The organism is Alphaproteobacteria bacterium (genome assembly GCA_023898725.1).
Lineage (GTDB): Bacteria > Pseudomonadota > Alphaproteobacteria > JAUHZC01 > JAUHZC01.
Genome location: CP060236.1, coordinates 608,708 through 632,613 on the forward strand (window position 1 = coordinate 608,708; position 23,906 = coordinate 632,613).

At 44.9% G+C, this 23,906-nt stretch carries 18 protein-coding genes and 1 tRNA gene; 15 read left to right on the top strand and 4 right to left on the bottom strand.

Annotation, left to right across the window (positions count from 1 at the left end):
- Positions 1-1,340: 1,340 nt before the first annotated feature.
- The 13 genes from H6849_02745 (at position 1,341) to rpmB (ending at position 16,099) form a co-directional block, all read left to right on the top strand.
- A tRNA-Gln gene (locus tag H6849_02745) sits at positions 1,341-1,414 on the top strand.
- A 62-nt stretch (positions 1,415-1,476) separates the two neighbouring features.
- A complete protein-coding gene (locus tag H6849_02750) occupies positions 1,477-2,586 on the top strand; it encodes an undecaprenyl/decaprenyl-phosphate alpha-N-acetylglucosaminyl 1-phosphate transferase (GenBank protein ID USO01004.1) in 1,110 nt (369 codons plus the stop codon).
- Positions 2,587-2,691: 105 nt separating this feature from the next.
- Positions 2,692-3,723, top strand: coding sequence for a hypothetical protein (locus H6849_02755; GenBank protein USO01005.1), 1,032 nt, complete (start codon positions 2,692-2,694; stop codon positions 3,721-3,723).
- Positions 3,724-3,806: 83 nt separating this feature from the next.
- Positions 3,807-4,502: an RlmE family RNA methyltransferase gene (locus H6849_02760; protein USO01910.1), complete on the top strand. Its 696-nt coding sequence runs from the start codon at positions 3,807-3,809 to the stop codon at positions 4,500-4,502.
- Positions 4,489-5,787, top strand: coding sequence for an RsmB/NOP family class I SAM-dependent RNA methyltransferase (locus H6849_02765; GenBank protein ID USO01006.1), 1,299 nt, complete (start codon positions 4,489-4,491; stop codon positions 5,785-5,787). The genes H6849_02760 and H6849_02765 overlap by 14 nt, the downstream gene beginning before the upstream one ends.
- Positions 5,788-5,917: 130 nt before the next feature.
- Entirely contained in the window at positions 5,918-7,036 is a 1,119-nt protein-coding gene (locus tag H6849_02770) for an efflux RND transporter periplasmic adaptor subunit (protein USO01007.1), read from the top strand.
- Positions 7,037-7,041: 5 nt separating this feature from the next.
- Positions 7,042-10,176, top strand: a complete 3,135-nt coding sequence (locus tag H6849_02775) for an efflux RND transporter permease subunit (protein ID USO01008.1) — start codon at positions 7,042-7,044, stop codon at positions 10,174-10,176.
- A 51-nt stretch (positions 10,177-10,227) separates the two neighbouring features.
- Positions 10,228-11,436, top strand: a complete 1,209-nt coding sequence (gene alr, locus H6849_02780) for an alanine racemase (protein USO01009.1) — start codon at positions 10,228-10,230, stop codon at positions 11,434-11,436.
- Complete coding sequence (locus H6849_02785) at positions 11,433-12,212, top strand: ABC transporter permease (protein USO01010.1); 780 nt, start codon at positions 11,433-11,435, stop codon at positions 12,210-12,212. Before alr ends, H6849_02785 begins: the two co-directional genes overlap by 4 nt.
- Positions 12,209-12,976 (top strand): ATP-binding cassette domain-containing protein, encoded by a 768-nt coding sequence (locus tag H6849_02790; protein ID USO01011.1) that lies wholly within the window; start codon positions 12,209-12,211, stop codon positions 12,974-12,976. Before H6849_02785 ends, H6849_02790 begins: the two co-directional genes overlap by 4 nt.
- Positions 12,977-13,027: 51 nt before the next feature.
- The gene (radA, locus tag H6849_02795; protein ID USO01012.1) at positions 13,028-14,389 is read left to right on the top strand and encodes a DNA repair protein RadA; all 1,362 of its coding nucleotides are present in this window, start codon (positions 13,028-13,030) and stop codon (positions 14,387-14,389) included.
- 75 nt (positions 14,390-14,464) lie between these two features.
- Positions 14,465-15,790: a hypothetical protein gene (locus tag H6849_02800; protein USO01013.1), complete on the top strand. Its 1,326-nt coding sequence runs from the start codon at positions 14,465-14,467 to the stop codon at positions 15,788-15,790.
- 18 nt (positions 15,791-15,808) lie between these two features.
- Positions 15,809-16,099, top strand: coding sequence for a 50S ribosomal protein L28 (gene rpmB, locus H6849_02805; GenBank protein ID USO01014.1), 291 nt, complete (start codon positions 15,809-15,811; stop codon positions 16,097-16,099).
- Between the two features lie 93 nt (positions 16,100-16,192).
- On the opposite strand, the gene trpS is transcribed toward rpmB, so the two are convergent.
- Both trpS and murJ read right to left on the bottom strand, forming a co-directional pair.
- Complete coding sequence (gene trpS / locus H6849_02810) at positions 16,193-17,200, bottom strand: tryptophan--tRNA ligase (protein ID USO01015.1); 1,008 nt, start codon at positions 17,198-17,200, stop codon at positions 16,193-16,195.
- The gene (gene murJ, locus H6849_02815; GenBank protein ID USO01016.1) at positions 17,201-18,754 is read right to left on the bottom strand and encodes a murein biosynthesis integral membrane protein MurJ; all 1,554 of its coding nucleotides are present in this window, start codon (positions 18,752-18,754) and stop codon (positions 17,201-17,203) included.
- 177 nt (positions 18,755-18,931) lie between these two features.
- Between murJ and H6849_02820 the strand changes: the two genes are divergently transcribed.
- Complete coding sequence (locus H6849_02820) at positions 18,932-20,209, top strand: DUF21 domain-containing protein (GenBank protein ID USO01017.1); 1,278 nt, start codon at positions 18,932-18,934, stop codon at positions 20,207-20,209.
- Positions 20,210-20,211: 2 nt separating this feature from the next.
- On the opposite strand, the gene H6849_02825 is transcribed toward H6849_02820, so the two are convergent.
- A complete protein-coding gene (locus H6849_02825) occupies positions 20,212-20,496 on the bottom strand; it encodes a BolA family transcriptional regulator (protein USO01018.1) in 285 nt (94 codons plus the stop codon).
- 56 nt (positions 20,497-20,552) lie between these two features.
- Between H6849_02825 and H6849_02830 the strand changes: the two genes are divergently transcribed.
- Complete coding sequence (locus H6849_02830) at positions 20,553-21,140, top strand: J domain-containing protein (GenBank protein ID USO01019.1); 588 nt, start codon at positions 20,553-20,555, stop codon at positions 21,138-21,140.
- A gap of 14 nt (positions 21,141-21,154) precedes the next feature.
- Here the strand turns inward: H6849_02830 and alaS are convergent, their stop codons facing one another.
- Complete coding sequence (gene alaS / locus H6849_02835; protein ID USO01020.1) at positions 21,155-23,791, bottom strand: alanine--tRNA ligase; 2,637 nt, start codon at positions 23,789-23,791, stop codon at positions 21,155-21,157.
- Between the last annotated feature and the right edge of the window lie 115 nt (positions 23,792-23,906).

Consider the following 23,906-nt stretch of genomic DNA (forward strand, 5'->3'; position numbering starts at 1 on the left):
TTGATTAATAACGATACTGAAAGAGTCAATGCCCTCTACAGACTGGTGGAAGGTTTTGTAAGGAAGGCCCATATAAAATATTTAAGTTAAACAAGTAATCATATTTTTGAGTATATGTTTTGTAAGGCTCCTAAAAACATCGATATGTTTGGTATTGTCTCTCATTCTTTGATCTTCTAGAGAAACTGGATTGCTTTTTACAAGGTATTTTATGGCGGACATTTAAATATGAGTGGCTTATGATTCATGGCTTTGAAGTGGTATCCACGCTAAGGCAACAGATCATTCAATTCTTACAGAGGATAGACCGCATCAAATTTTGGATTACCCAACCCCGTCTAGGTTTTAAAAGAGTATAAAAAGGGAAGGGGTGTGGAAAACGTATCGGGTTACACGCAATTTTCCAATTCCAACAACAATCATCATCTATAGTGTATTTCATGATTGACCAGTGAATATGGCTCTTTTACTTCACTTATTTTATTATCCAAAATACGGGGGGCAGTTCCTAGGGAACATAAAATTTCTTAGATAATTGCTCAGGGTTTCGTGCCATTACACCCCCTCTCCGTTGGCTTGATGAAAAGTACTTCGCAGGGCTGCGGCGGCTGGTGTGGGTAATTCTATTCCTCTGCTTCTTGTGAGCTTCACGCCAATCCATGATACTCGGGTACTGAGGGTGGTATGGCGAAGTTTATGCCGATGTCGGGTTGTGTCTGTTGATGCGGTGGGTATTTTATGGCGGCCTCATCAAAAACTCCGTATCCTGGAACAGTATCATGTGTATTTGCTGCGTGAACTTTCACATGCAAAATATGTCCCTAGGTGTCCTTGAACATATGGCGTTTACGCCCTTTAACCTTTTTCCCTATCAATCCCTTGATTCATGATTTTCTGCCAAATTTCGTTTTACTTTGCTCTCATATAAAAACTAGAAACACTCTTCCGTCGAGTATATTCATGTGGCAAAAGGCGCTAATGAAAGCCGTTTTTAATAATGGAAAAACAGCATTAGTAAGCTCTCTTTGTATGTCTGCCCCTTTTTATCATAGTTTCTTGTATCACAATGAGATTTTATTAAATCCCATTGTGTATCAATCAAATCACTTGGATAGGCCATGTGCTTTGTCCACTAACCCTCATTTGTTCTAAGAGCAATATCGCTTCTTCTTTCTATTGTCTTCATGTTCCTGCGTAAACGGAGATTATATTTTTCTGAGTTTTCTTCGATACTCTTTCGTGTGAGGGAGTATCCATGCCCATCCCTAAATTTAAATGTAAGGAGAGTGTGTCGTTTTTTATTGCAAAACTATCAAGAAGTGCTAGAAAAAAGCATAGAATGGGAGATAGTTTAGCGGTAGAACTCTCGGCTCTGGACCGAGCGACCCAGGTTCGAATCCTGGTCTCCCAGCCATTCAAAGACATGGTATTTGTGTGCGTGCGTTTCCTCCTTTGTCAAATGTGATAGCATCATTGATGCTGATGAGCATCGTTCTTGTGGGTGCTTATCTTGTGAACCCTTCTGTCTATTGCGCTCTAAGTTGGGTGTCATTGATTGGTGCGTTTGGTGCTAGCTTCCTGGGCTGTCTTGTTGTTCCTTTCTGTGGCGTATATGCCTATCCTGAAGCGCGTTCATCCCATAGTTACCCCACTCCACTTGGTGGAGGCTTAGCTATCCTTGTTGGAATGACAGTAGGTCTTTTGATTTTTCTGACGGTTGCGAATGATGTGCGCATCTTGGCAATTGGCATTCCTCACGTGAATAACCTTATTGAACTTTTAATTTTAAGCGCAGGCATTTGCGTTATGGGATGGTTGGATGACTGTTACAGTTTAAGCTGGAAGATGCGTCTTGTTTTTCAGTTTTGCATGGCATCCTTTTTTATTTACCACAACCCTGTTCCGTTTATGGAAAATCTCTATATTCCCGGTTTGGGTCTTCTGGAAACACATAATATGCGCAGCATCCTTGGTGTTCTTTGGATTGTGTGTAGCACAAATGGCTTTAATTTTATCGACGGACTCAATGGTTTATCTTCGGGCGTTATGCTTATACTTTTATTTGGTATACTGATTCTGTTAGGGGATAAATCATACGTATACTCCCCTATATTATTTATTCTCATGGGGAGTATTGGAGGGTTTTACATATTCAACTTCCCCCAGGCCCGTGTGTTTATGGGAGATGCCGGTAGCCAAATGTTGGGGTTTTTCATCAGTGGATTAGCCCTGCTTATTCCCTCGTCGACCGGGGGAGAGGTTCCTCTCCTAACAGTTCCTTTGTTGTTGTGGCCATGCATTAATGATGTGATCAATACGTTTATACGTCGTCTTGTGATGCGTCGTCGTATTCAGGATTCTCACCGTGACTATCTTTTCCATATATTAACTAAGATAGGTTTTTCGCACATAAAAGTTGTGCTCATATATTATTTTTTCATGGTTCATCAAATTGGAGCCGCATGGATCATGTCCTTTTTGCCTTATACACAGCATTTATTTGTTTTCATTCCCAGTATTGTCCTCTTTATCATCTACGCTTGTATCATCATGGGTGCCGCCCAGCGACGGAGTATTTGTCTTTGATCCTGTTGCTTTCTTTTTTGCGACGGTGATTCTTGAAATATTTCATTTCCGCTTCCCTGAAAAGTTTGGTTTACTGAGTGTAGGGAGTTGGGAGGCTCTTGTGCTATGGGTGATCAAACAATTTTTGCGGCCATTGACCTGGGGTCTAATACCTGTCGGCTTTCTGTGAAGTCTTTGCGCAACGGGATCTGGAAGGTGCTGCACGCCTATTCTTTTGCGACACGCTTAGGAACAGACCTTACCAAGGGCAATGCTTTTGATGATAGCGCCTTGCGGCGAACAGTTCATGTTTTTGCTAAGTACATGAAAATAGTAAATCTCTATCACCCACACCACATGCGCGCAGTCGCAACGGAGGCTTGTCGAGTAGCTGATAATAGCCATCGCTTGTGTGAAACTATTCGCAAGGAACACAATGTTCATTTGGATATTATTACAGCCGAAGAAGAGGCATACTTGTCATTTTGTGGGTGTTTTTCTTACATAAATCCCCGAAAATCCTATGCGATAGTCTTTGATATTGGTGGTGGGAGCACCGAGGTAGTCTTGGTGGAGAACGATACAGAGCGCAAGCGTATGACAGTATGCAAAACACTTTCTCTCCCTTTTGGTGTTGTCCGCCTGACTGATGACTATGGTCAGCACATCCCCCGGGTTTTGGAGAATATTCGTCATCATGTTCGGGATCAGGTTCTCACATGCTTTGGCCAGCACTTCCTTAAAAACATTAGTCGTAATCATAAGCTCCAGCTGGTGGGGTGTTCGGGGACGGCAACAACGGCGGCAGGGCTTGCTCTTGGTTTACCTGTCTATGACAGGGAACAGGTTAATGGGGCTATCTTGCGGCGCACACAATTATTAGGTTTAGAAAATTACCTCTTAGACAGTGGGAAGCTTTTATTAGGATCCTTAATGAAGGGATCAAATCTTACGCTTGTTCCACCAGGTCTTGCCATTCTTCTGGGGATTTGTGATGCTTGCCCTGTTCCATCTGTACGAGTTGTGGATCAGGGAGTGCGCGATGGAGTCATTGTTGATCTTGCTCTAAAGCACAAGCTTTTGCAACTTCCTTACGAAATTATTCGTTCCGATCAAAAAGATAATCAGCTCATAGATAAAGAGTCCTTGGCAGGTTAAGGGTGTTTTGAGGATGGGGTGGTAATTTAAATAAAATACCACTATATATTCAATAAATGTCACTGCTGTTGAGAAAGAATTCTGTGAGTAAGGGGATACGCAATTCACATGTCCAGCTTAAGCATGCGAGACGATTCAAGCCATCATCCCAAAAATGGTTGCAGCGCCAGCTGGACGATGTTTTTGTGAAAAAAGCAAAAGTAGATGGTTATCGCTCCCGTGCGGCTTACAAACTCCTGGAAATTCAAGAGAAATATAAACTTTTTTCGTCACGTTCCGTTGTCGTGGATTTGGGCGCAGCCCCTGGTGGATGGACACAGGTCTTAGTGTCTTTGGTTAATCCTAAAAAAGGATCCATTGTGGCATTGGACATCTTACCGATGGACGGCTTTCCTGGGGTGACGGTCCTAGAGGGTGATTTTACAACAGATGAAACCTTGGGCAATCTTGAGAATGTATTGGCGGCGCAGAATCTTTTGCATAAGGGTATTGATGTTGTTCTCAGTGATATGGCTACGCCTACGATGGGGCACAGGCAGACCGATCATATGCGCATCATGGGTCTTGCTGAATTAGCCTTGGATTTTGCTCTTAAAATTCTGCGTCCTGGGGGTCACTTTGCAGCAAAGTTTTTTATGGGTGCGGGTGATGGAGATTTTATTGCCTTGCTAAAATCTCACTTTCGTCATGTGAGCTGCATGAAACCACAAGCCAGTCGCAAAGAGTCATCAGAGTTGTATGTCATTGCCCGTGATCGTAAAGAGCATGTTGAACGTTAGGGATATTCTTTTCCATTCCTGTCAGATTGTGGCACAACGCTGCCAGGGGCGTATGCCCTTGGACGAAGTATGCCGTTTGTATTTCATTAAGAACCGTCACATAGGATCAAAAACACGCCGCGCGAGTAAGGAGAATGTTTATCAAGTTTTTCGGAATTTTCGCCGCTGCATGGACATTATCACAGCTGTGTCATTCCATCCGGGCCATTCCTATGAGGCTCTTTTGATGCATGCAGATATCCAGCAACTCCTTTGTTTTGTTGTTTGTACCTGTACGGGTGCAGATCGTACGCAGCTGTTTTGTGACATGTATCCTGATAATGCATATAAAGATCACTGCTCAAAAATATGCACCGCTTATAGTGATATCATCCACGGGCAAAAGGGCGGATACCCCGGGTGCAACGTTCCCTTCTGGATTGAGGATAAGCTAGCTAATCATCCCCTAGGTCAAGAGGTGATGCGTAGTTTTGAGGCGCCTTCCTCGCAAACAGTGCGGGTGAACACACTGATCTCATCGGTTGAAAGAGTTATGAAAGAAATGGAGCGCTGTGGTGTTGTCGCTAAACCGTCCCATGAGGTAGCAACGGCTATTCATGTGGTTCGAGGGAACTTTACTCAAAGTCCAGGATATCTGAGAGGACACTTTGAAGTCCAGGATTTATCATCGCAAATCCTGTGTGCGCTTATTAACCCTACACCAGATGATTATGGTTTGGATTTTTGTGCGGGGGCAGGGGGGAAAACTCTTGCTCTAGGAGCTCTTCAGAAGAATAAGGGTAAAATTGTTGCCTCGGATATTGATCGCAAACGCCTCATGCGAGGGCGTCAGCGTGCCCAGCGTGCCGGAGCAAAAAATATATACTTTGCGGATCAGCACGAACTTTCGTCCAATACAACATTTACGAATTTTGACTGGGTATTAGTTGATGCACCGTGCTCAGGTTCGGGAACCTGGCATAGAAACCCTGATATGCGCTGGTTTATCACTGTTGAAGATCTTCAGAAATACCAAATTTGTCAGCGCGAAGTACTGGCCGCTGGGGCATCACGGGTTCGGCGGGGTGGCCTTTTAGTTTATGCAACCTGCTCGTTGTTTGAAGCTGAAAACACCCAGAACGTGGAGTGGTTTCTTGACACACACCCTGAATTTAGGTGTGTTGACGTACGGTTACGTCACCTTCTGCCAGGTCCATGGCAAACATATTCAGATAGGTACTTGCGGTTGCTTCCCCTACAGCAAGGGCGTGATGGTTTTTTTGCGAGTGTGATGAGGCGCATTTAATTAAACTTTTAAGTAAGTATAATGTGCTAATGTAGCCTCTGTTGATTGAAAAAAAAATAGTTGGGACTCTTCTACATTGTTCAAGATATTCATAAAAAAAATATCCACAGTTTCTCAAAAATTCATGCATATGCTTCAGAAATATTTTTTGACTATATCATTGGTGCGTGATTTTCCGGGCGTTCACAATCAGACGAATTTACGTGCATGGGTGCGGAGACATCTAACGGTTTTTGGGGTTTGCACGGGTGTCATTGTATGGTTTGCGTCTGGGGCGATACGTTTGGGAGGTCCGAATGAAACCCCTATAAAGCCTGTGCGCGTCAAGGTTCATGCGATGCGTGCTCAAGTGATACATCCTATCATTTCGTTGCGAGGCCTGACAGGTGAGAATCGGAAAGTTTCTCTTCGTGCAGATATAGAAGGTAAGGTACGTGATATTATAGCCAAAACAGGCACGCGACATGAGAAAGGAACAAAGCTGATTCGGCTTAGTCTTGAAACGCGCGCACAAGAGCTTGCGGAGGCAGAGTCACTAGTGCTGCAGTGTGAAATTGAATACCAGGCTGCAGTAAAGCTTGCGAAAAAAAAGTTTCGCTCTAAAACGGATGTTGCGCGAGCCAAATCAGCCCTTAAAACAGCCAATACCAAACGAGAACAAGCCCGGGATCGCATTAAAGATATGGAGATTTTTGCTCCTTTTGATTGCGTTTTTGAAGAAAGTTCTGTTGAAGTAGGGGCTTCCGTGCGGCCGGGAGAAATCCTGGGAGTTGTTCTTGAGACAAATCCTATTAAGGTGACGGCGTATGCGACGGAAAAGGACCTTCAGGCAATTCACGTGGGCAATTCTGTTCGCGTTGGAATGCGCGATGGAAAGAAATATCCAGGCAGTGTTACGTTTATTGCCAGTGCTGCAGAGCCAACAACCCGCCTATTTCGTGTAGAAGTTGGTGTTAATAATGCTGATAACTGTGTGCGTATTGGTACGCCCGTGGGGGTTTATATCAAAGGAATTCCTCAGAAATCCTATCGTCTATCTCCTGCCCATCTTTCTTTCAGTGATGCGGGTGAGCTTGGTGTCAAAATCTTACGGGCGGACAATCGGGTATATTTTCAAAAAATAACCATTTTGAGCCATACACATAGGGGAGCTGTTGTTACAGGTCTACCGGATGAAGTCCGTCTCATCACCGATGGTCATGAGTATGCCCAAACAGGAAGCGAAGTCATTCCGGTGGAGGGGGAATAATTGTCATGGGTTCAGTAATAAAAGCATGTTTTACCTACTATCGCACAGTGCTATCTATGTTAGCGCTTTTTATCGTGTTTGGTTTTTATGCTTTTATGACAATGCCTAAGGAATCAGCGCCTGATGTAAAAATCCCCCTTATTTCTGTGGATGTAAATTATGAAGGGATTTCGCCGCAAGATAGCGAGAGATTGTTGCTACGGCCTCTTGAGCAAAAATTACGAGGTCTTGAGGGGGTACAAGAGTTGAAAAGCTACGCCTTTGAGGGTGGAGGACGTGTGCTTATAAAATTTAAAGCAGGCTTTGATGCTGATAAAGCATTACGGGAGGCACGGGATAAAAGTGAGGATGTCATCCCTGATTTACCCCAGGATTCGGATAGGCCAACAGTGAGTGAAATCAATATAAGTCTCTTTCCTGTTTTGGTAGTCAATCTTTTTGGTGAAGTTCCTCGTCGGACATTGTATGAGAAGGCCAGAGAACTTCAAGATGCAATCGAGAGTGAGATTCCGGCTGTCTTGGAGGCAAGCATTCGCGGTGACCAAGAAAGAGTTGCTGAAATTCTGGTAGATCCCCTGGCGCTGGAGGGATACAAAATATCCCCCGTTGATGTCTATAATGTTTTGGCGCGCAACAATAAACTGGTTCCTGCTGGATTTATGGACACAGGCAAGGGGCGTATTGGTATCAAGGTCCCAGGGTTGATTGAAAGCGTAGACCAGTTGCTTAATATGCCTATTCTTCATGATACGAAAGGTGTTGTGCGAATCAAAGATGTGGCGGAAATACGGGATTCTTTTAAAGATCTGGACGGCTATGCCCGTAGCAATGGAAAGGATGCGGTAACGCTGGAGGTTTCTAAGCGTACGGGGGAAAATATTCTTGAGACGGTTGCGCAGGTCAAGTCTCTTGTTACGCAAGTTACCGCAAAGTGGCCGGATAATCTGCGTGTAAGCTTTACGCAGGATGGATCTGTGCAGGTAAAAAATCTTCTCAGTGATTTACAAAATAATGTCATTGCTGCCCTCATTCTTGTGATTGCGGTCATGGTTGTCACCTTGGGACCCCAATCCTCCCTGCTGGTTGGTATCGCTGTTCCTGGCTCTTTTTTAATGGGTGTTTTCGTTATTTATTTGATGGGATACACGCTTAACATTGTTGTGCTATTCAGTCTCATTTTATCGGTGGGCATCCTGGTCGATGGAGCTATTATTGTGGTTGAGTATGCGGATAGAAAAATATCAGAAGGTCTTAGTTATGCTGATGCATACTTAGCAGCAGCACAACGCATGTTTGTGCCTGTTCTAAGCTCAACAATAACCGTGCTGATTGTTTTTTTTCCCCTGATGTTTTGGCCGGGGTTTGTGGGTCAGTTTATGAAATTTCTCCCAATTACCTTGATTGCAGTATTGAGTGCATCGCTTCTGATGGCAATTATTTTTGTGCCAACGATTGGATCGCTAATGCACAAAATTGGCTTTCACCCCGGGCTCAAAAATGCTGAATCTATTAAAGCCTTAGAGGCCGGAGACCTGAGCCAAGCTGACACACTTACAGCGTGGTATGTCAGGGTTTTAGATAAAGCCTTGGATCGTCCCTGGCAAACGTTGGGATGGGGAATGCTGAGTTTGGTGGTTGTTTTGATGCTCTATGGACGCTTTGGTAAGGGGATTGAATTTTTTCCCACGATTGAGCCCGATCAAGTGCTGGTGAAAGTAAAAGCGCGCGGGAATTATTCTGTGCGTGAAAAAGACAAACTGGTGCGCGGCGTTGAGCAGAAAATTTTTGCCTATAAGCCTGATATTGATACTATCTACACGAACACGTGTCTTACACGTGCTGGTAAAAAAAGAGGCTCCCGGAAACCGCAACAAATTACAGAAGATACTATTGGGCTCATTACGCTTGAGCTTGCTGATTGGCGTCATCGCCGTTCAGCGGAAGATATTATCAAGTCATTAGCGAGAGATTTGAAGAGTTTTGCTGGGCTTGATATTGAAATTGAAAAAGAAAAAAAGGGACCCCCAACAGGAAAATCGGTCCAAATCCAAATATCCAGCGAGATTCCTCAGGCTATGGAGGGAGTTGTGCATGCCGTGAAAGCCCATCTGAGAGAGATGCGCTCGTTGCTAAGCCATAGTGATGACTTACCTCTTCCTGGTTATGATTGGGGTATACGTGTTGATCGTGAGGAGGCCCTCAAATACGGGGCTGATGTCCAAACCGTGGGAAGTGCTGTGCGGTTAGTCACAAATGGCGTCAAAGTAAGCAGTTATAGGCCTGATAGTGCCCGTGATGAGATTGATATTGTTGTTCGCTATCCTCGGATCTATCGCAATCTTGATCAGCTTGAGCGGTTGCGTGTCAAAACAGACCAAGGACTGGTGCCAATCAGTTATTTTACGACATCTAATCCCATCCCAAAAGTAACAACGCTTCGGCGAGTAGATGGCAAACGTGCTGTCACTCTCGAGGCAGACGTTCGTTTTGGTGTTCTTGCCAGTGATGTGATTCATGAGTTGCGTGTGTGGATTGCTCAGCAGCCATTTCATAAGGCCGTTCAAATTACTTTTAAGGGAGATCAGGAAGACCAAGCTGAAACGGGAGCTTTTCTTGTTAAGGCTTTTGTAATAGCTCTTTTTGCAATGATGCTTGTGTTAGTGACCCAATTCAATAGCTTTTTTAGTGCAGGACTAATTCTTAGTGCAATTATGATGTCCAGTGTTGGTGTTTTTGTGGGGCTTCTTGTAATGAATTTGCCGTTTAGTGTGGTGATGTGTGGAATTGGTCTTATTGCCCTTGCTGGTATTATTGTGAGTAATAATATCCTGTTGATAGATACATTTGATGGGTTGTATGCACCTGGAAAAGATCTTCGCAAGACACTTTTATTGACAGGTGCGCAGCGCTTGAGGCCTGTACTCTTGACCCAGATTACAACGGCTTTGGGTCTTTTGCCAATAATGCTGCGTATTAATATTGATTTTCTGGGAAGGGAAATTACCTTTAATGCTCCCTCGAGTCACTGGTGGGTGCAGTTGTCTACGGCAATTGTATTTGGGATTGTCTTTGCTTCACCCCTCACATTATTGATGACACCGTGTGCGCTTTACCTCAAGAAAAAAAGGAAAAAAACGTAGTTTTTTTGATCTCATTCGATGTATATTGTAGGAACAAGGTGCATACAAAAAATGACTGTGAATTATGTGAATACCTTAAATGCAATCCCATCATACCTTGATAAGATGTATGCACAGTTGATTCAAGACTATCGCCAGTCCCCTCCAGCGTTATCGGGAGTGAGCCCACAAACGCTTTGCGTCCTCGAAGTGAACTTTAATGCTATTGCCTACAATTACTTGCGATTGAAGGAGCAATTCACAGGGAGCGTGTGTGCAGCTGTTGTGAAATCTGATGCCTATGGCGTCGGTGCGGTGGGTGTGGCCCAAAAGCTTTATGCGGTAGGCTGCAGGCACTTTTTTGTTGCTAATGTGGATGAGGGGGTAGAGTTGCGTTCTTGTATTCCCCACGATGTTGATATATTTATCTTCAGTGGGGTTCTTCCCAATACAGAGGATATACTGGTTCGTCATAACCTTATTCCTGTGTTGATTAACCGTGACGGATTGTTGCGTTGGCAACAGTTTTCTCATCAGGTGGGGAGGCAACTGCCGGCTGTCATTCATGTGGATACAGGCATGAACAGAACAGGGTTTGCGCTGTGTGACCTACAGCGCATTGCAGCAGATTCTGGGGCTCTTGATGGTCTCGATGTAAAAATGCTTATGAGTCACTTGGCATGCAGTCCGAGCCCAGATCACAACCTTAATTATAGCCAGCTTGGTTGTTTTCGTGAGGGATGCCGTCTATTTCCTGGCGTTCCTGCAAGTTTGGTGAACTCAGAGGGTATTTTTCTTCCACAGGAGTTTCATTTTGATTGTGCACGCCCTGGTGGGGGGCTTTATGGGTTTAACTCGTCAAATGTTGATATGGTTCCTGCGTTGCGTTTCTGGGCGCGTGTGATCCATATCCATGCTGTGCAAAAAGGAGACTCTGTGGGATATGGAGGCTCATATCGTTTCCAACGCAACGGACGTGTTGCAGTTTTGGCCGCAGGGTATTACCATGGGTGGATACGAAGTTTAAGCAATCATACCGAAGTGTATATTGCAGGGAGGAAGGCGCGCGTGGTAGGTCCCATTAGCATGGATCTATGTACTGTTGATGTTACAGACATTCCAGAGAATGCCTTAAGTGCTCATAGTTGGGTTGAACTTGCGGGCCAGCATGTACCTTTGCGTCAGCTGGCAAAAAACGGCGGCTCAATTACGACAGAACTACTAACACTGATAACCCGTACGCGTAATCGTATTTATGTAGGAGCTGCTGAAAAAAAATGAATGTTTTACCGAATATAGGCCGCACATTTTTGAACCTTTTATGGGGTATTGGATCTATCAGTATTTTTGCCATGAAAGCCATTGTGCATATTTTTACGCCACCTTACTATGGGCGACAACTCGTGCGGCAAATTCTAGAGATTGGCTATTACTCGCTGCCTGTTGTGGGAATGACAGCCGTATTTTCTGGTATGGTTTTGGCGTTGCAAACAGATACGGGAGTTAGTCGCTTGTCTGCAGGAGGAAGTAAGGCTGTTGCCACTGTAGTAGTTCTTTCAATGACACGTGAGTTGGGGCCCGTTTTGGGCGGACTTATGGTTGCGGGGCGTGTCGGTGCTGCCATGGCTGCGGAAATTGGCACAATGCGTGTAACCGAACAGCTGGATGCACTGATTACGCTGGCAACCAATCCTTTCAAGTATCTTATAAGCCCTCGTATCCTAGCGGCTGTTATAGTTCTTCCGGTATTGGTTGGTATTGCCGATGTTATCGGAATCATGGGGGGGTATTTAGTGGGTATTTATAAGCTTGGGTTTAATCCTGTGACCTATTTGCACGACACGGTTGAGTTTCTGGAGTTTGAAGATGTTTTTTCAGGACTCGTGAAGGCGTCAGTGTTTGGGTTTTTTATTGCCCTTATGGGGTGCTACAATGGTTTTTATTCAAAGAAGGGAGCCCAGGGGGTGGGTGAGGCAACAACACATGCTGTTGTTGCTGCGTCGATTTTGATTCTTTTGTCTAACTACTTTTTAACAGCACTGATGTTTCACCAATGACAGATAACAAACACATCGTCCTGAAGGGCGTGCACAAAGCGTTCGGCTCAAATATTGTTTTGAACGGGGTCAATCTCACCGTAAACAGGGGGGAGTCACTGGTTGTTCTTGGTGGTTCAGGGACAGGTAAGTCTGTGATGCTAAAATGTATTCTCGGGTTATTGGGTGCTGACAGTGGCTCTATTTGTGTGAGTGGGCATGAAATGGTTGGTGCGTCGACGAGCCTTCAAGAGCGTGTTATTTCTTGCATGAGTATGCTCTTTCAGGGATCAGCCCTCTTTGATAGTTTGACAATTGCAGATAATATCAGTTTCCGCCTTCGTCAACAAAAAGATCTTACTGAACGACAAATTCATGAAAAAGTTATGGAAAAACTGGCGGCGGTGGGGTTGGCAGCGCGTGTTGCTTCTCTTTATCCTGCTGAACTTTCTGGTGGAATGCTGCGCCGTGCAGCGCTGGCTCGAGCCATTATAACGAATCCTGAAATTGTGTTTTTTGATGAACCCACAACGGGCTTAGATCCTATTATGAGTGCAGTCATTAATGATCTTATTTCTACGTCTGTAAAAGAGCTGGGTGCAACGGCTGTAACTATCACACATGATCTTGCAAGCGCCCGTAAGATTGCGGATCGTGTGGCATTAATCCATCAAGGGAAGATCTTGTGGCATGATGATGTGAAAAATTTGGACACATCAAAAAATCCAGCTGTTGAACAATTTGTGAATGGTCGCCTTGAGGGTCCATTGACACCGAAATCCTAATATCTCAGTATCACTCTTATAGCAGCAGTCATTCAGGAATCAGCGTGTATTATGGTTAAGCCCAAACGACAATTTGTATGTAATACGTGTGGTTCAGTTACTCTCCAGTGGACAGGCCAGTGTCCTTCTTGTCATGTGTGGAATACTATCACTGAGGAGATAGTGAGTCCGTCACGGGCCAAAGTGCGTGCCGATACCGGAGCAATGGCATTTCAATCGTTGGTTACTGATGAGGATTCCCCTACCTCTGCGCGTCATTTGACTACTGTCCAAGAATTTGATCGTGTGTGTGGCGGGGGGATTGTGCCTGGGTCTGTACTTTTGCTCGGGGGTGATCCCGGTATTGGAAAATCGACACTTTTGCTTCAGGTTTCTACCAAGCTTATTCAAGCAGGAAAATCAATAGCCTATGTTTCCGGAGAGGAGGCTCACGATCAGATTCGGTTGCGCGCCCACCGTATGGGTGTTGAGGATATCGACATGCCTTTGGCCAACTCAACCCGGATGGTAGAGATTCTGAGTTATCTCGAAAAAAGTCCTACGCTTGACGTTGTTGTAATTGACTCTATTCAAACGATGCACCATGAGGACTTGGACTCAGCCGCAGGGAGTGTGAGTCAGGTGCGTCATTGTGCACAGGAGCTTATTCGTATAGCAAAAACAAAAAATATAGCCATCATTTTAGTGGGTCATGTTACGAAAGAGGGAACCCTTGCGGGGCCGCGTGTTTTGGAGCACATGGTAGATACAGTGCTGCACTTTGAAGGTGATCGCACGCATCAGTTTCGCATCTTACGCGGGGTCAAAAACCGTTTTGGACCAACGGATGAGATCGGTGTTTTTTCGATGGAAGCTGAGGGGTTGGCAGAAGTCACCAATCCTTCTGCTCTTTTCTTACAGGAGCGCGCACACGATGCCCCTGGGTCTTGTGTTTTTTCGGGCATTGAGGGGACGCGTCCGCTCCTCGTGGAAGTACAGGCGCTTGTTCAGCCAACGACAATGGCCGTGCCGCGGCGTTCGGCAGTGGGGTATGATGTTAACCGCCTTAATATGATCTTGGCTGTTCTGGAAACCCATGCAGGATACCGCTTTAGTGATAAAGAGGTTTATCTCAACATTGTTGGGGGTTTGCGTATCACAGAGCCTGCAGCGGATATTGCCATTGCTTGCGCGTTGATCTCTGCGATGGTTAGGGTTCCTTTGCCTTCGTCTGTTGTGATGTTTGGGGAAATTGGTTTAACGGGTGAAATTCGTCGGGTCTCCCAAGCAGAAAAACGCCTCAAGGAAGCCCAAAAACTGGGTTTCATCAAGGCGATTGTTCCTCACAAAACAACCATGAATCTTAAAGGGATTTCCCTCCATGGACTCTCTAATGTAGGCGCATTACGTCAGGTTCTTGCACCCTCAGATTAGCTTTGTGTTGAATGTGTCCAAACCGTGTGCTAGGAAAAATCATCACCGCAACTGGTTGTGTAATAAGGACCTCATATGACGATCTTTGTATATATTAATCAGTGCATAAATCGCCACCTCTTTCTCGGGTGTGTTGTTCTCTATGGATTTAATGTGGCTGTGTTGTGGCCTGGTGTGCTTCAGCCGGACTCATTGACAGCATTATCTCTTGCTCAGGCAGGCACATTCACCGGACATGTGCCAGTTGCCTACATCAAACTATGGTCACTCTTATGGCCTCAGATAATGGCACAAATACCTATGTTCCTTATCCAAGTTGGATTGCTGTGGGTTGGTATCTATTATTTGGTGGGTAGCTTGCGCCAACCAATCACCCGTATTTTTGCCCTATTATTGCCGTTTTATCCGGTATACCTGCATGTAAATGCGATTATTCTTCGGGAACCCCACTATATCTATGCAATTTTTACGGCCATTGCATTAATGATTCACGCCCATGTGCACGATCGGCGCTTGCACAGGGGGCGACTAGCGGCGGTTCTGTTTTTATTTTTCTATGCGGCTGCTATGAAATACCAAGTGCGGTTTATAATTCCTCTTCTTATAGGCGGAGCACTTATGCAGTCAACACTGTTGAAAAGCCGTTTGCTGATAATGGCGACAAGCCTGGTTGTAGGCGTTGCAGCTGGAATGGGTTTTAGCTATCTGGATAGTCAGGGCGTCGCGCGCATCCAACCCACACACTCGTGGCAGTGGGTGAAGATATACGATTTGGCAGCCATTTCGTACTATGCAAATATCCGGGCTGTACCAGAATTTCTGAACAGCAGGCCAGGTGTTGTTCTTCAAGATATTAAGGATGCCTATACGGATCAGTGGGAAACTCTTGTGACTTTCCCTCAGGCACCTTTGCGGGGTACGCGTTCGGAAGCTGAACGTGTGGAACTGCAGGATCGTTGGTGCAAAGCCCTCATTGCGCATCCTTTTGCCTACATGCAGCATCGCCTATATGGTGTATATCGTATGTTCGTTGGATCAAATGTGGCCGCTGATGACCCTCGTCCGTGGATAGAAAAACCCTTCAATGATCAAGTAAAAGCCCTTGCGCCTCGTGTTTTTTCCTATATCACTCAAGCGCCCTTTTTGTTGCTATATTTTTTCTGGGGAGTGCGTTTGCGGCGCGCGGAAAAACTTGCATCTTCTCTCGTGTTTATAAGTATGATTGTGATGGGGTATATAGTTACAATTATGTTTAATACCTTGGCGTTTGTGCCCCGTTATGTGTACATATGTAATGTGCTAACATTCATGTGCCACCCGGTTGCCCTTGAAATATATCTGCAAAGAACGCGGGGAAAACTCTTGACTGAGGATGGTAAATACCTTACAGCTGATCTATAATTTATTATAGGTATTTATATGTCACGTGTATGTATTGTAACGGGCAAAAAAACTGAGACGGGGAACAACGTCAGCCACGCAAACAACAAGACCAAACGGCGATTCTTGCCGAACTTGCAAAAAGCAACGTTCTTGAGTGAGATCCTTGGGCGCACGTTTAGTTTTCGTTTATCGACACGCGGAATCCGTACGATTGAGCACAAGGGAGGCCTTGACCAGTTTCTCGTGAATTCCCGCGCGGCTAAGCTTGACACGTCGCTGTTAAAAATTCGGCGCCAGGTGCAAAAGGCCGCTGAAGTAAAAAAATAAAATGCTGCATTATGTTCGTGCGCATAGAGAAACCTCAGCTATTAAAGCTGAGGTTTTTCTATGGTTATTAAAATGGTAAAAACAGATCGTAAACTATATGCCCAGACCCAAGCAGTGCTTATAACTAGCAAGTGTTACGTGTGCTATCTCTTTGGCTCTATGGGCATTTTTTCGTAAGATATCATCCAGATAATCCCTGTTCTCCATGAGGAGGGCTATTTTTTCACGAATGGGCCCAATAGTTGCGCAACAAGAGTCAATAAGCTCTTTTTTAATCACAGAAAACTCTTTACCCGCCCATAGGGCGCACACATGTGCCAGTGATTGATTGGTAAGAGCACTGTATATTTGACCAAGGTTAAAAGCTTCTGGTCTTTCTTGTGCCTCTACTATTGTTCCTGGAAAAGGAAAGGCATCACTCTTTGCCTTGCGAATTTTGACTGCAATAGCCTCATCTGTGTCATTCAAAAGGATACGAGAGAGCTCAGAAGGATCTGATTTGCTCATTTTCTTTGTGCCATCCCGCAAACTCATGATACGAGCTCCCTGCGCAACAATCAGAGGCTCAGGGACTGTAAAAACAGGCGCGTCATAGTGATGGTTGATCGATTGTGCGATATCACGGGTAAGCTCAAGGTGTTGTTTTTGATCGTCTCCTACAGGTACGGCATCTGCACGGTATAGCAAAATATCGGCAGCCATGAGAACGGGGTAAGCGTATAAACCAAGATTGGCGACTTCTTTATTTTTCCCGGCCTTATCCTTGAATTGTGTCATACGGTTCAACCATCCTAAGGGTGTGTGACAACCCAGAAGCCAGTATAGTTCGGTGTGTTCGGCAACATGGCTTTGTTGAAAAAGAACATGTTTATGAGGATCAATCCCACAAGCAATATAGGTTGCGAGTAAAAAACGGGCATTAAATTGCAGGGTAGTGGGGTCTGTGTCCACCGTAAGTGCATGAAGATCCGCAATAAAGAAAAAACACTCATGAATATTGTGCGTTGGTGATAGCCAGTTGCGAATAGCACCAAGGTAGTTACCCAGATGGATGCGTCCAGTGGCTTGTATGCCTGAGATGATACGTTTGTGATGTGGCATTTATTCTGCGCCCTTACGCGTAAACTGTTTATAAAAAAGGAGGACATCGTATGTGCCACTTTTATGACATAAAAGCGCGTAAAAGCCTATCCCAAGAATCAAAAAAGCAGAGAGTGCGATAATTTGGTGGATAATCCATGTGTCCTGCCATCCAGTTATAATGCTTTTCAAAAGGACTAAAAAGCCTGCAAATCCAAAGGAAATTACTAAGATGCGTGCTATAAACAGACGCAACGCTTTGGAAATAAGGAACTGCTTCCGGGAACAAAGAATCATGAAAAGCATCAGTGTATTTGCCCAGGATGCAAGCGCTGTTGCTACGGCAATGCCAATATGTTCATACCGCCCAATCAACGCAAGACTTAAAGCAATGTCAAGGATAATTGAAAGAGCCCCGGTGGTTAGAGGTGTGCGTGTGTCTTCATTAGCAAAAAAGCTTGTCGTCAGGAGTTTCACAAGAATATAAGCAGGAAGACCTACTGCCATCATGCGCAATGCCCCCGCTGTGGCAGCAGTGTCAGAAGCGAGAAATTTCCCGTGTTCAAAGAGAACTGTAACAATAACATCAGCAAGACAAAACAAGCCCACAGCAGCAGGAAGTGTTAAAAACAATACTAATTCAAGGGCTTTATTTTGGGTATTAAGCGCATGGGTAATATCAGCGTTTTTAAATTGGCGCACAAGCGTAGGGAGCATGGCAGTGCTGATTGCCGTACCAATGACACTCAAGGGAAGTTGGTTCAAGCGCTCTGCAAACTCAAGATAGGATACACGATCATTGGGAAGGTTGGAGGCAATCATTGCACCCACCAGAATGTTAATTTGAACAACACCGCCACCGGCAAGGGCCGGGATAATTTTTCGAAAGAACTTCTTGACTGTGGGGGTAATGTGGGGTCGACGCGGTGTCAGTGAAATATTCAGTTTGTGAGCTGGGAACCACACCCAAGCCCATTGCACTATCCCACATGCTAGAATGCCAATGGCCATGGGAACGCCTTTGTTTTCCATAAAGGGGTAGAGGCCCAGGAATACCACAATAATAGCAATATTTCCCAACGTTGGTGATGAGGCAACAGCAGAAAATCTCTGATGTGAGTTTAAAATTCCACTGTAAAAAGCACACAAAGAGATAAAAAGAATAAACGGAAAAGTGATGCGGGTGAAAAGGATGGTATGCATAAGACGCTCAGGGGTGCTTACGAAGCCAGGAAGAAGAAACGTCACAATATTCTCCATATAAACTTCAGCAACCATCACAAGAATGATTAGTGTAGTGAATAAAATATTGAAGATATCTTGTGCGAGGGCGTGTGCCGATTTCTTGCCATGTGTGCTCAGTTCTCGCGTGTACATGGGCACGAAAACAGCGTTAAAGGCACCTTCTGCAAAAATACGGCGTAAAACAGCCGGGAATTTGGTGGCCATCGTTAGCGCATCAGTTATGGGGCCAGGCCCAAGAAAACTTGCCATCATCATGGTGCGGAAGAATCCAAAAATGCGACTTCCTATAGTGTGCAGGGCAACGGTGCCGAACGATCGGTAAAGCCTCATTTTTATGTATTCCTGTCATTTAAAATTTTATCCTTATGGTTTTCAGTGCTAAAGTCAATTCATTAGAAGTTCAAGGAAATTCTTGATACTCGGTGTTGAACTGTGCGAAGGTCATTGCGCGGCGTGTGTATGCGTTCGTGATAAAATACCCTTACAATAGAGGTTAGCTTTTTCTTCATGTCTTTAGCGTTTTATGTGATTCTTGTTCTTTTTCTCGTGGCTTTTTCTGGTGTTCTTTCTGCAGCTGAGACTGCTTTTGTGGCTGCTTCTAATCCGCGATTGCTACGCAGTGCACGTGCAGGCAATAAGGCTGCTGGGCGTGTTTTAAAACTACGCAAACGCATGGCTCGATTGCTGGGAGGGCTTTTAATTGCTAATACATTAAATAACAGTCTTGCTTCGGCGGTAACGACGCATTTGTTCACTCAGGCGCTGGGTGAATCGGGCATGCTCGTTGCAACAGCAATGATGACGGTTATTCTTGTGATTTTTGCTGAAGTTCTTCCAAAGACGATTGCCCTTAATTTTCCTGAAAGATTCACATTTTTCTCGGTTCCATTTGTGAATGCCTTATTCTTTGTTGTGTCCCCCCTTGTGCAATGGATCGAATGGTTAGTTTCCTCACTTTTGCGTGTAATTGGGGTACGGGTTCGTAGCAATTTTGAATCAACTATTTCGGTTGAGGATTTGCGGGGATTTATCGATAGTCATCAAGGGGCTTCATCAAAAGAAGCCCAGGAGCGAGCGATGTTAAAAAGTATCCTCGATCTTGCCGATGTGAAAATTGCTGAAATAATGATCCATCGCAAAAATGTCTTGATGCTGAATTTGAACGATGCGCCTGCAAAGATTTTGCAAGAAGTACTTAAAAGCCCCTATTCCCGTATCCCAGTTGTGCGGGGAAGCGCGGACGAAATTGTGGGTATTATGCACACAAAGAGATACCTGCATGCATTGGCTGATGCCGGCAATAATCCCTCGAAGGTTGTGCTGGAGGATGTGACGGATAAACCATGGTTTATTCCTGAAACCACAACGCTTCTTGATCAACTACAGGCCTTTCGTCAGCGCTGCAAACATTTTGCTATTGTTGTAGATGAATATGGGTCCTTTGAGGGAATCGTTTGTTTGGAAGATATTCTCGAGGAAATTGTGGGTGAAATTAATGACGAGTTTGATGTTGAAAGTGAAGATGCTGTGCCAACACAAGATGGTGGCTATCTTGTTGAGGGTGCCACCACAATTCGTGATTTGAACCGTCAATTTGACTGGTCGCTGAGTGATAAAAATGCAAGTACGCTTGCGGGTGTTCTTCTGTATGAGTCACGCAGTATTCCTGCGGTTGGTCAGGCGTATATGATACAGGGGTTTCGGATTCGTGTGCTACGGCGGGTGCGTAACCAAATAACCCTTCTGAAAGTAACACCACCTGCACGTAAAGAAGAAATCCTTTAGTACTAGTTATGGGGTTCCTTGAGAGCAAGAACCTTTTCTTCAGGAGCAAGCAGAATCAGTGTGATAGCATGCAATCCCGTATGAAATTCGGCTGCTAGTAAGCTGTGAATATAGCGGTGACGTGCAATCCGGCTCATACCCTGAAAGTGAGTACTGATAACCCTGATTATCAGGTGCGTTTCTTCACCACCGGGATTTTCCTTGTGTTTAGCATGTTTGGCAGAATCATTTGTAATGGTGAGAGCGCAATCCCTGAGTGCAGCCGACAAAACTTGTTTTATTCGCATTGTTCGAATCATATCTCTTGAATTTTTCGTAAACCACTCTCATATTAATGCCTGTTATGGCACGACTGAAAAAAACATTAAAGCCTGTTTTCGATGAGGCGCAGAACACTACACCGGTTTGTCATCACGAGGGGTGTTGCGAGAGTGCTCATTATCGTGCTCCCAAAGATCGGCATTTGCGAGAGTATCATTGGTTTTGTTTGAACCATGTGCGCAGTTATAATTCTGATTGGAATTTTTACAAAGGCATGACACCTGGGGCTATTCAAAGTCACCAGCACGCTGATTTAACCTGGCAGCGGCCATCATGGCCTGTTCACGAACACCATGCCAAGAGTGCTCGTCTGCGTTTCGAGGTCCTGGAAGCTGTAGGGCGATCTGTGCAATTGACGGAAGAAGAGCGTAATCTTTTTCCGCCACACACCCCTGAAGGGAAAGCGTTGGCTTTCTTTGGATTGGAATATCCCTGTGATTTTGATGACGTAAAAAGAGCCTATAAGCAAATTATCAAAGTACATCATCCAGATATTAATAAAAATTCCCGCACAAGTCATGAGCAGATGAAAAAAATTAATGAAGCATACAATGTTTTATCAAAAACTTTTCGCAGCCAGATATCCCAAAGATATAGATCTAATAGTTAATAGTTTCTCCATGCTTAGGAACAAAAAGAAGCAATTGCATCGAAAACACGAGCAGGATCTTGAGGGGTATTGCCTCCGGCTTGTGCCATGTCTGGTCGTCCACCACCACCTGTACCGTTTAGGGCTTCTGAACCAGCCCTTACAAGATCAACAGCGCTATACCGATTGGTGAGATCATCCGTTACGCCAACTACTAAAGAAGCTTTGCTCTCATTAGTGCTCAACAAAATAACAATGCCAGATCCAAGGTCTTTTTTTGCATGATCTGCCATGGGGCGAAGATCTTGGGGGCTAACACCGCTCATCGTTTTAAAAAGAACTTTTATACCATGCATATCACGCAAATCAGAGCCCTGATGTTTTGTTGCTGTTTGGGTGTGGCCTACCTTACGATCCTTTGCGAGACGTTTGTTGTCTCTCAGAAGTTTAATGGTTTTTTCAGGAACATCAGCGGATGTGCATCCGAGGGTTTCTGATGCAACTTTTAGAATATCACGCTGAGAAAAAAGATACTCTTCGGCAGCTTTTCCCGCTAACGCTTCAATGCGCCGGATACCGCCAGCAATTCCTGATTCAGAAATAATAACAAAAACCCCAATTTCCCCTGTATGTGCGACGTGAGTGCCGCCACAAAGTTCCACAGAGTAGGCCGTTTGATTGGATGGTTCCTCTACACGAATTACACGGACGCGATCACTGTATTTTTCCCCAAAAAGCGCTAAGGCCCCGCTGGTAATTGCCTCATCTGGGGTCATCTCTGTCGTAATTACAGAGGCATTTGCACGAATAATTGTATTGATGTCTGCTTCAATGGTTCTGCGCATAGCATCGTCAACTCTGTCAGGGTGGCTAAAATCGAAACGCAACCGATCTGCCGTTACCAAAGAGCCCTTTTGTGTGACATGAGTACCTAGGAATTTTCTGAGGGAACTGTGCAAAAGATGTGTGGCAGAGTGGTGCGCACGAACGGCAGTGCGGTGTTTTGTATCAATAGTGAGGGTGATACAATCGTGAACGGTAAAAACACCCTGTGTAACTTGGATAGTGTGTACGTGAAGCCCCCCCGCCTTTTTGTGTGTGGCTGTAACCGTAGCATGCGTTTGGGGCGTTTTTCCCAGAATGTCACCAGTATCGCCGATTTGTCCCCCAGATTCAGCATAAAAAGGGGTGGCGTTGCTGAGCAAATACCCTTTCTGTCCCTCTGTCCGTGTTTCAACAGGTGCCCCGTTTTCATCGAAAAGACCGCAAATGACATTCGTGACGGATGTATGATGGTATCCAACAAACTCCGTATCTCCATGGATTGCCTTGAACTCCAACCAGAGGGCGTCATCATTACTTGCGCTTGATCCAACCCAAGATTTTCGTGCGCGTTCTTTTTGTATGGCCATGGCATCATCAAAACCACGTTTATCAACGGTGATGTTCTGAGATTTCAGGATGTCTTGTGTGAGATCGAGAGGAAATCCGTAAGTATCATAAAGATTAAATGCCACATCACCAGGAAGAGTTTGCGTGGAACCAAGGCAGGCTGTTGCCTCATGGAGGAGGTGTAGGCCTTTCCCCAAGGTTGTTTGGAAGCGCTCTTCTTCACGAAGGAGCGTACTTTCTATGAGTGATTGCGCACGCACAAGCTCAGGATACGCTTCCCCCATCGAGGTAAGAAGTATAGCTACTAGTCTGTGCATAAAGGGATTCTCAATGCCAATGATATGAATATGCCGCATGGCACGACGCATAATACGTCGTAAAACATATCCTCGCCCTTCGTTACTAGGCATCACACCATCCGCGATTAAGAAACAGCAGGCACGCAGGTGGTCTGCAATCACCCGATGAGAGATAGCATGTTTCCCTTGGGGATCTGTCTGTGAGTAGGTGGCGGATCCATTGATCAGGGTTTTAAAAATATCCGTCTCAAAGTTATCATGAGTATTCTGCAAAACGGCCGCAATGCGCTCAATCCCCATGCCGGTATCAATACAGGGTTTAGGAAGAGGTGTGCGCGTTCTATCAGCATGTTGGAGAAATTGCATAAAAACAAGATTCCAAATCTCCACATAGCGATCGCCATCTTCATTAGGTGTTCCCGGTAGGCCGCCAGCAATATGTGCCCCGTGATCATAAAAAATTTCCGAACAAGGGCCGCACGGACCTGTGTCCCCCATTGACCAAAAATTATCAGATGTTGCGATTCCTATGAGGCGATCTGATCCAAATCCGGTGACCTTTTTCCAAATATCTGCAGCCTCTTGATCCTCATGATAGTGTGTAATGTAAAGGCGCTGAGGATCTATATCATATTCTTTTGTCAGAAGATTCCATGAGAAGGCAATAGCCTCATCTTTGAAATAATCGCCAAAAGAAAAATTCCCCAGCATTTCAAAAAACGTATGATGACGCGCTGTATGTCCTACATTCTCGAGATCATTGTGCTTACCCCCAGCACGGACACACTTTTGGACAGACGTGATGCGCGGTGCCGCGGGTTCTTCAGCGCCCGTAAAGTGATTTTTAAACGGAACCATTCCCGCATTTACAAACATAAGCGTTGGATCGCTGTGGGGAATGAGAGGGCTTGATGTCAAGTGTTGATGGCTGTGCCTCTGGAAATAGTCCAAAAATGTCGTACGAATTTGCCGAGTAAGCATAGTGAGTATGGAGTTACTTTTTATTACTCATGTATAGCTATTTTCCCAGTCAGGCGCAACACTTCCTAAGAGTCCCTTGTTTTTGGGTCTCCTTTACGAATAGGTTGTGTGTTTT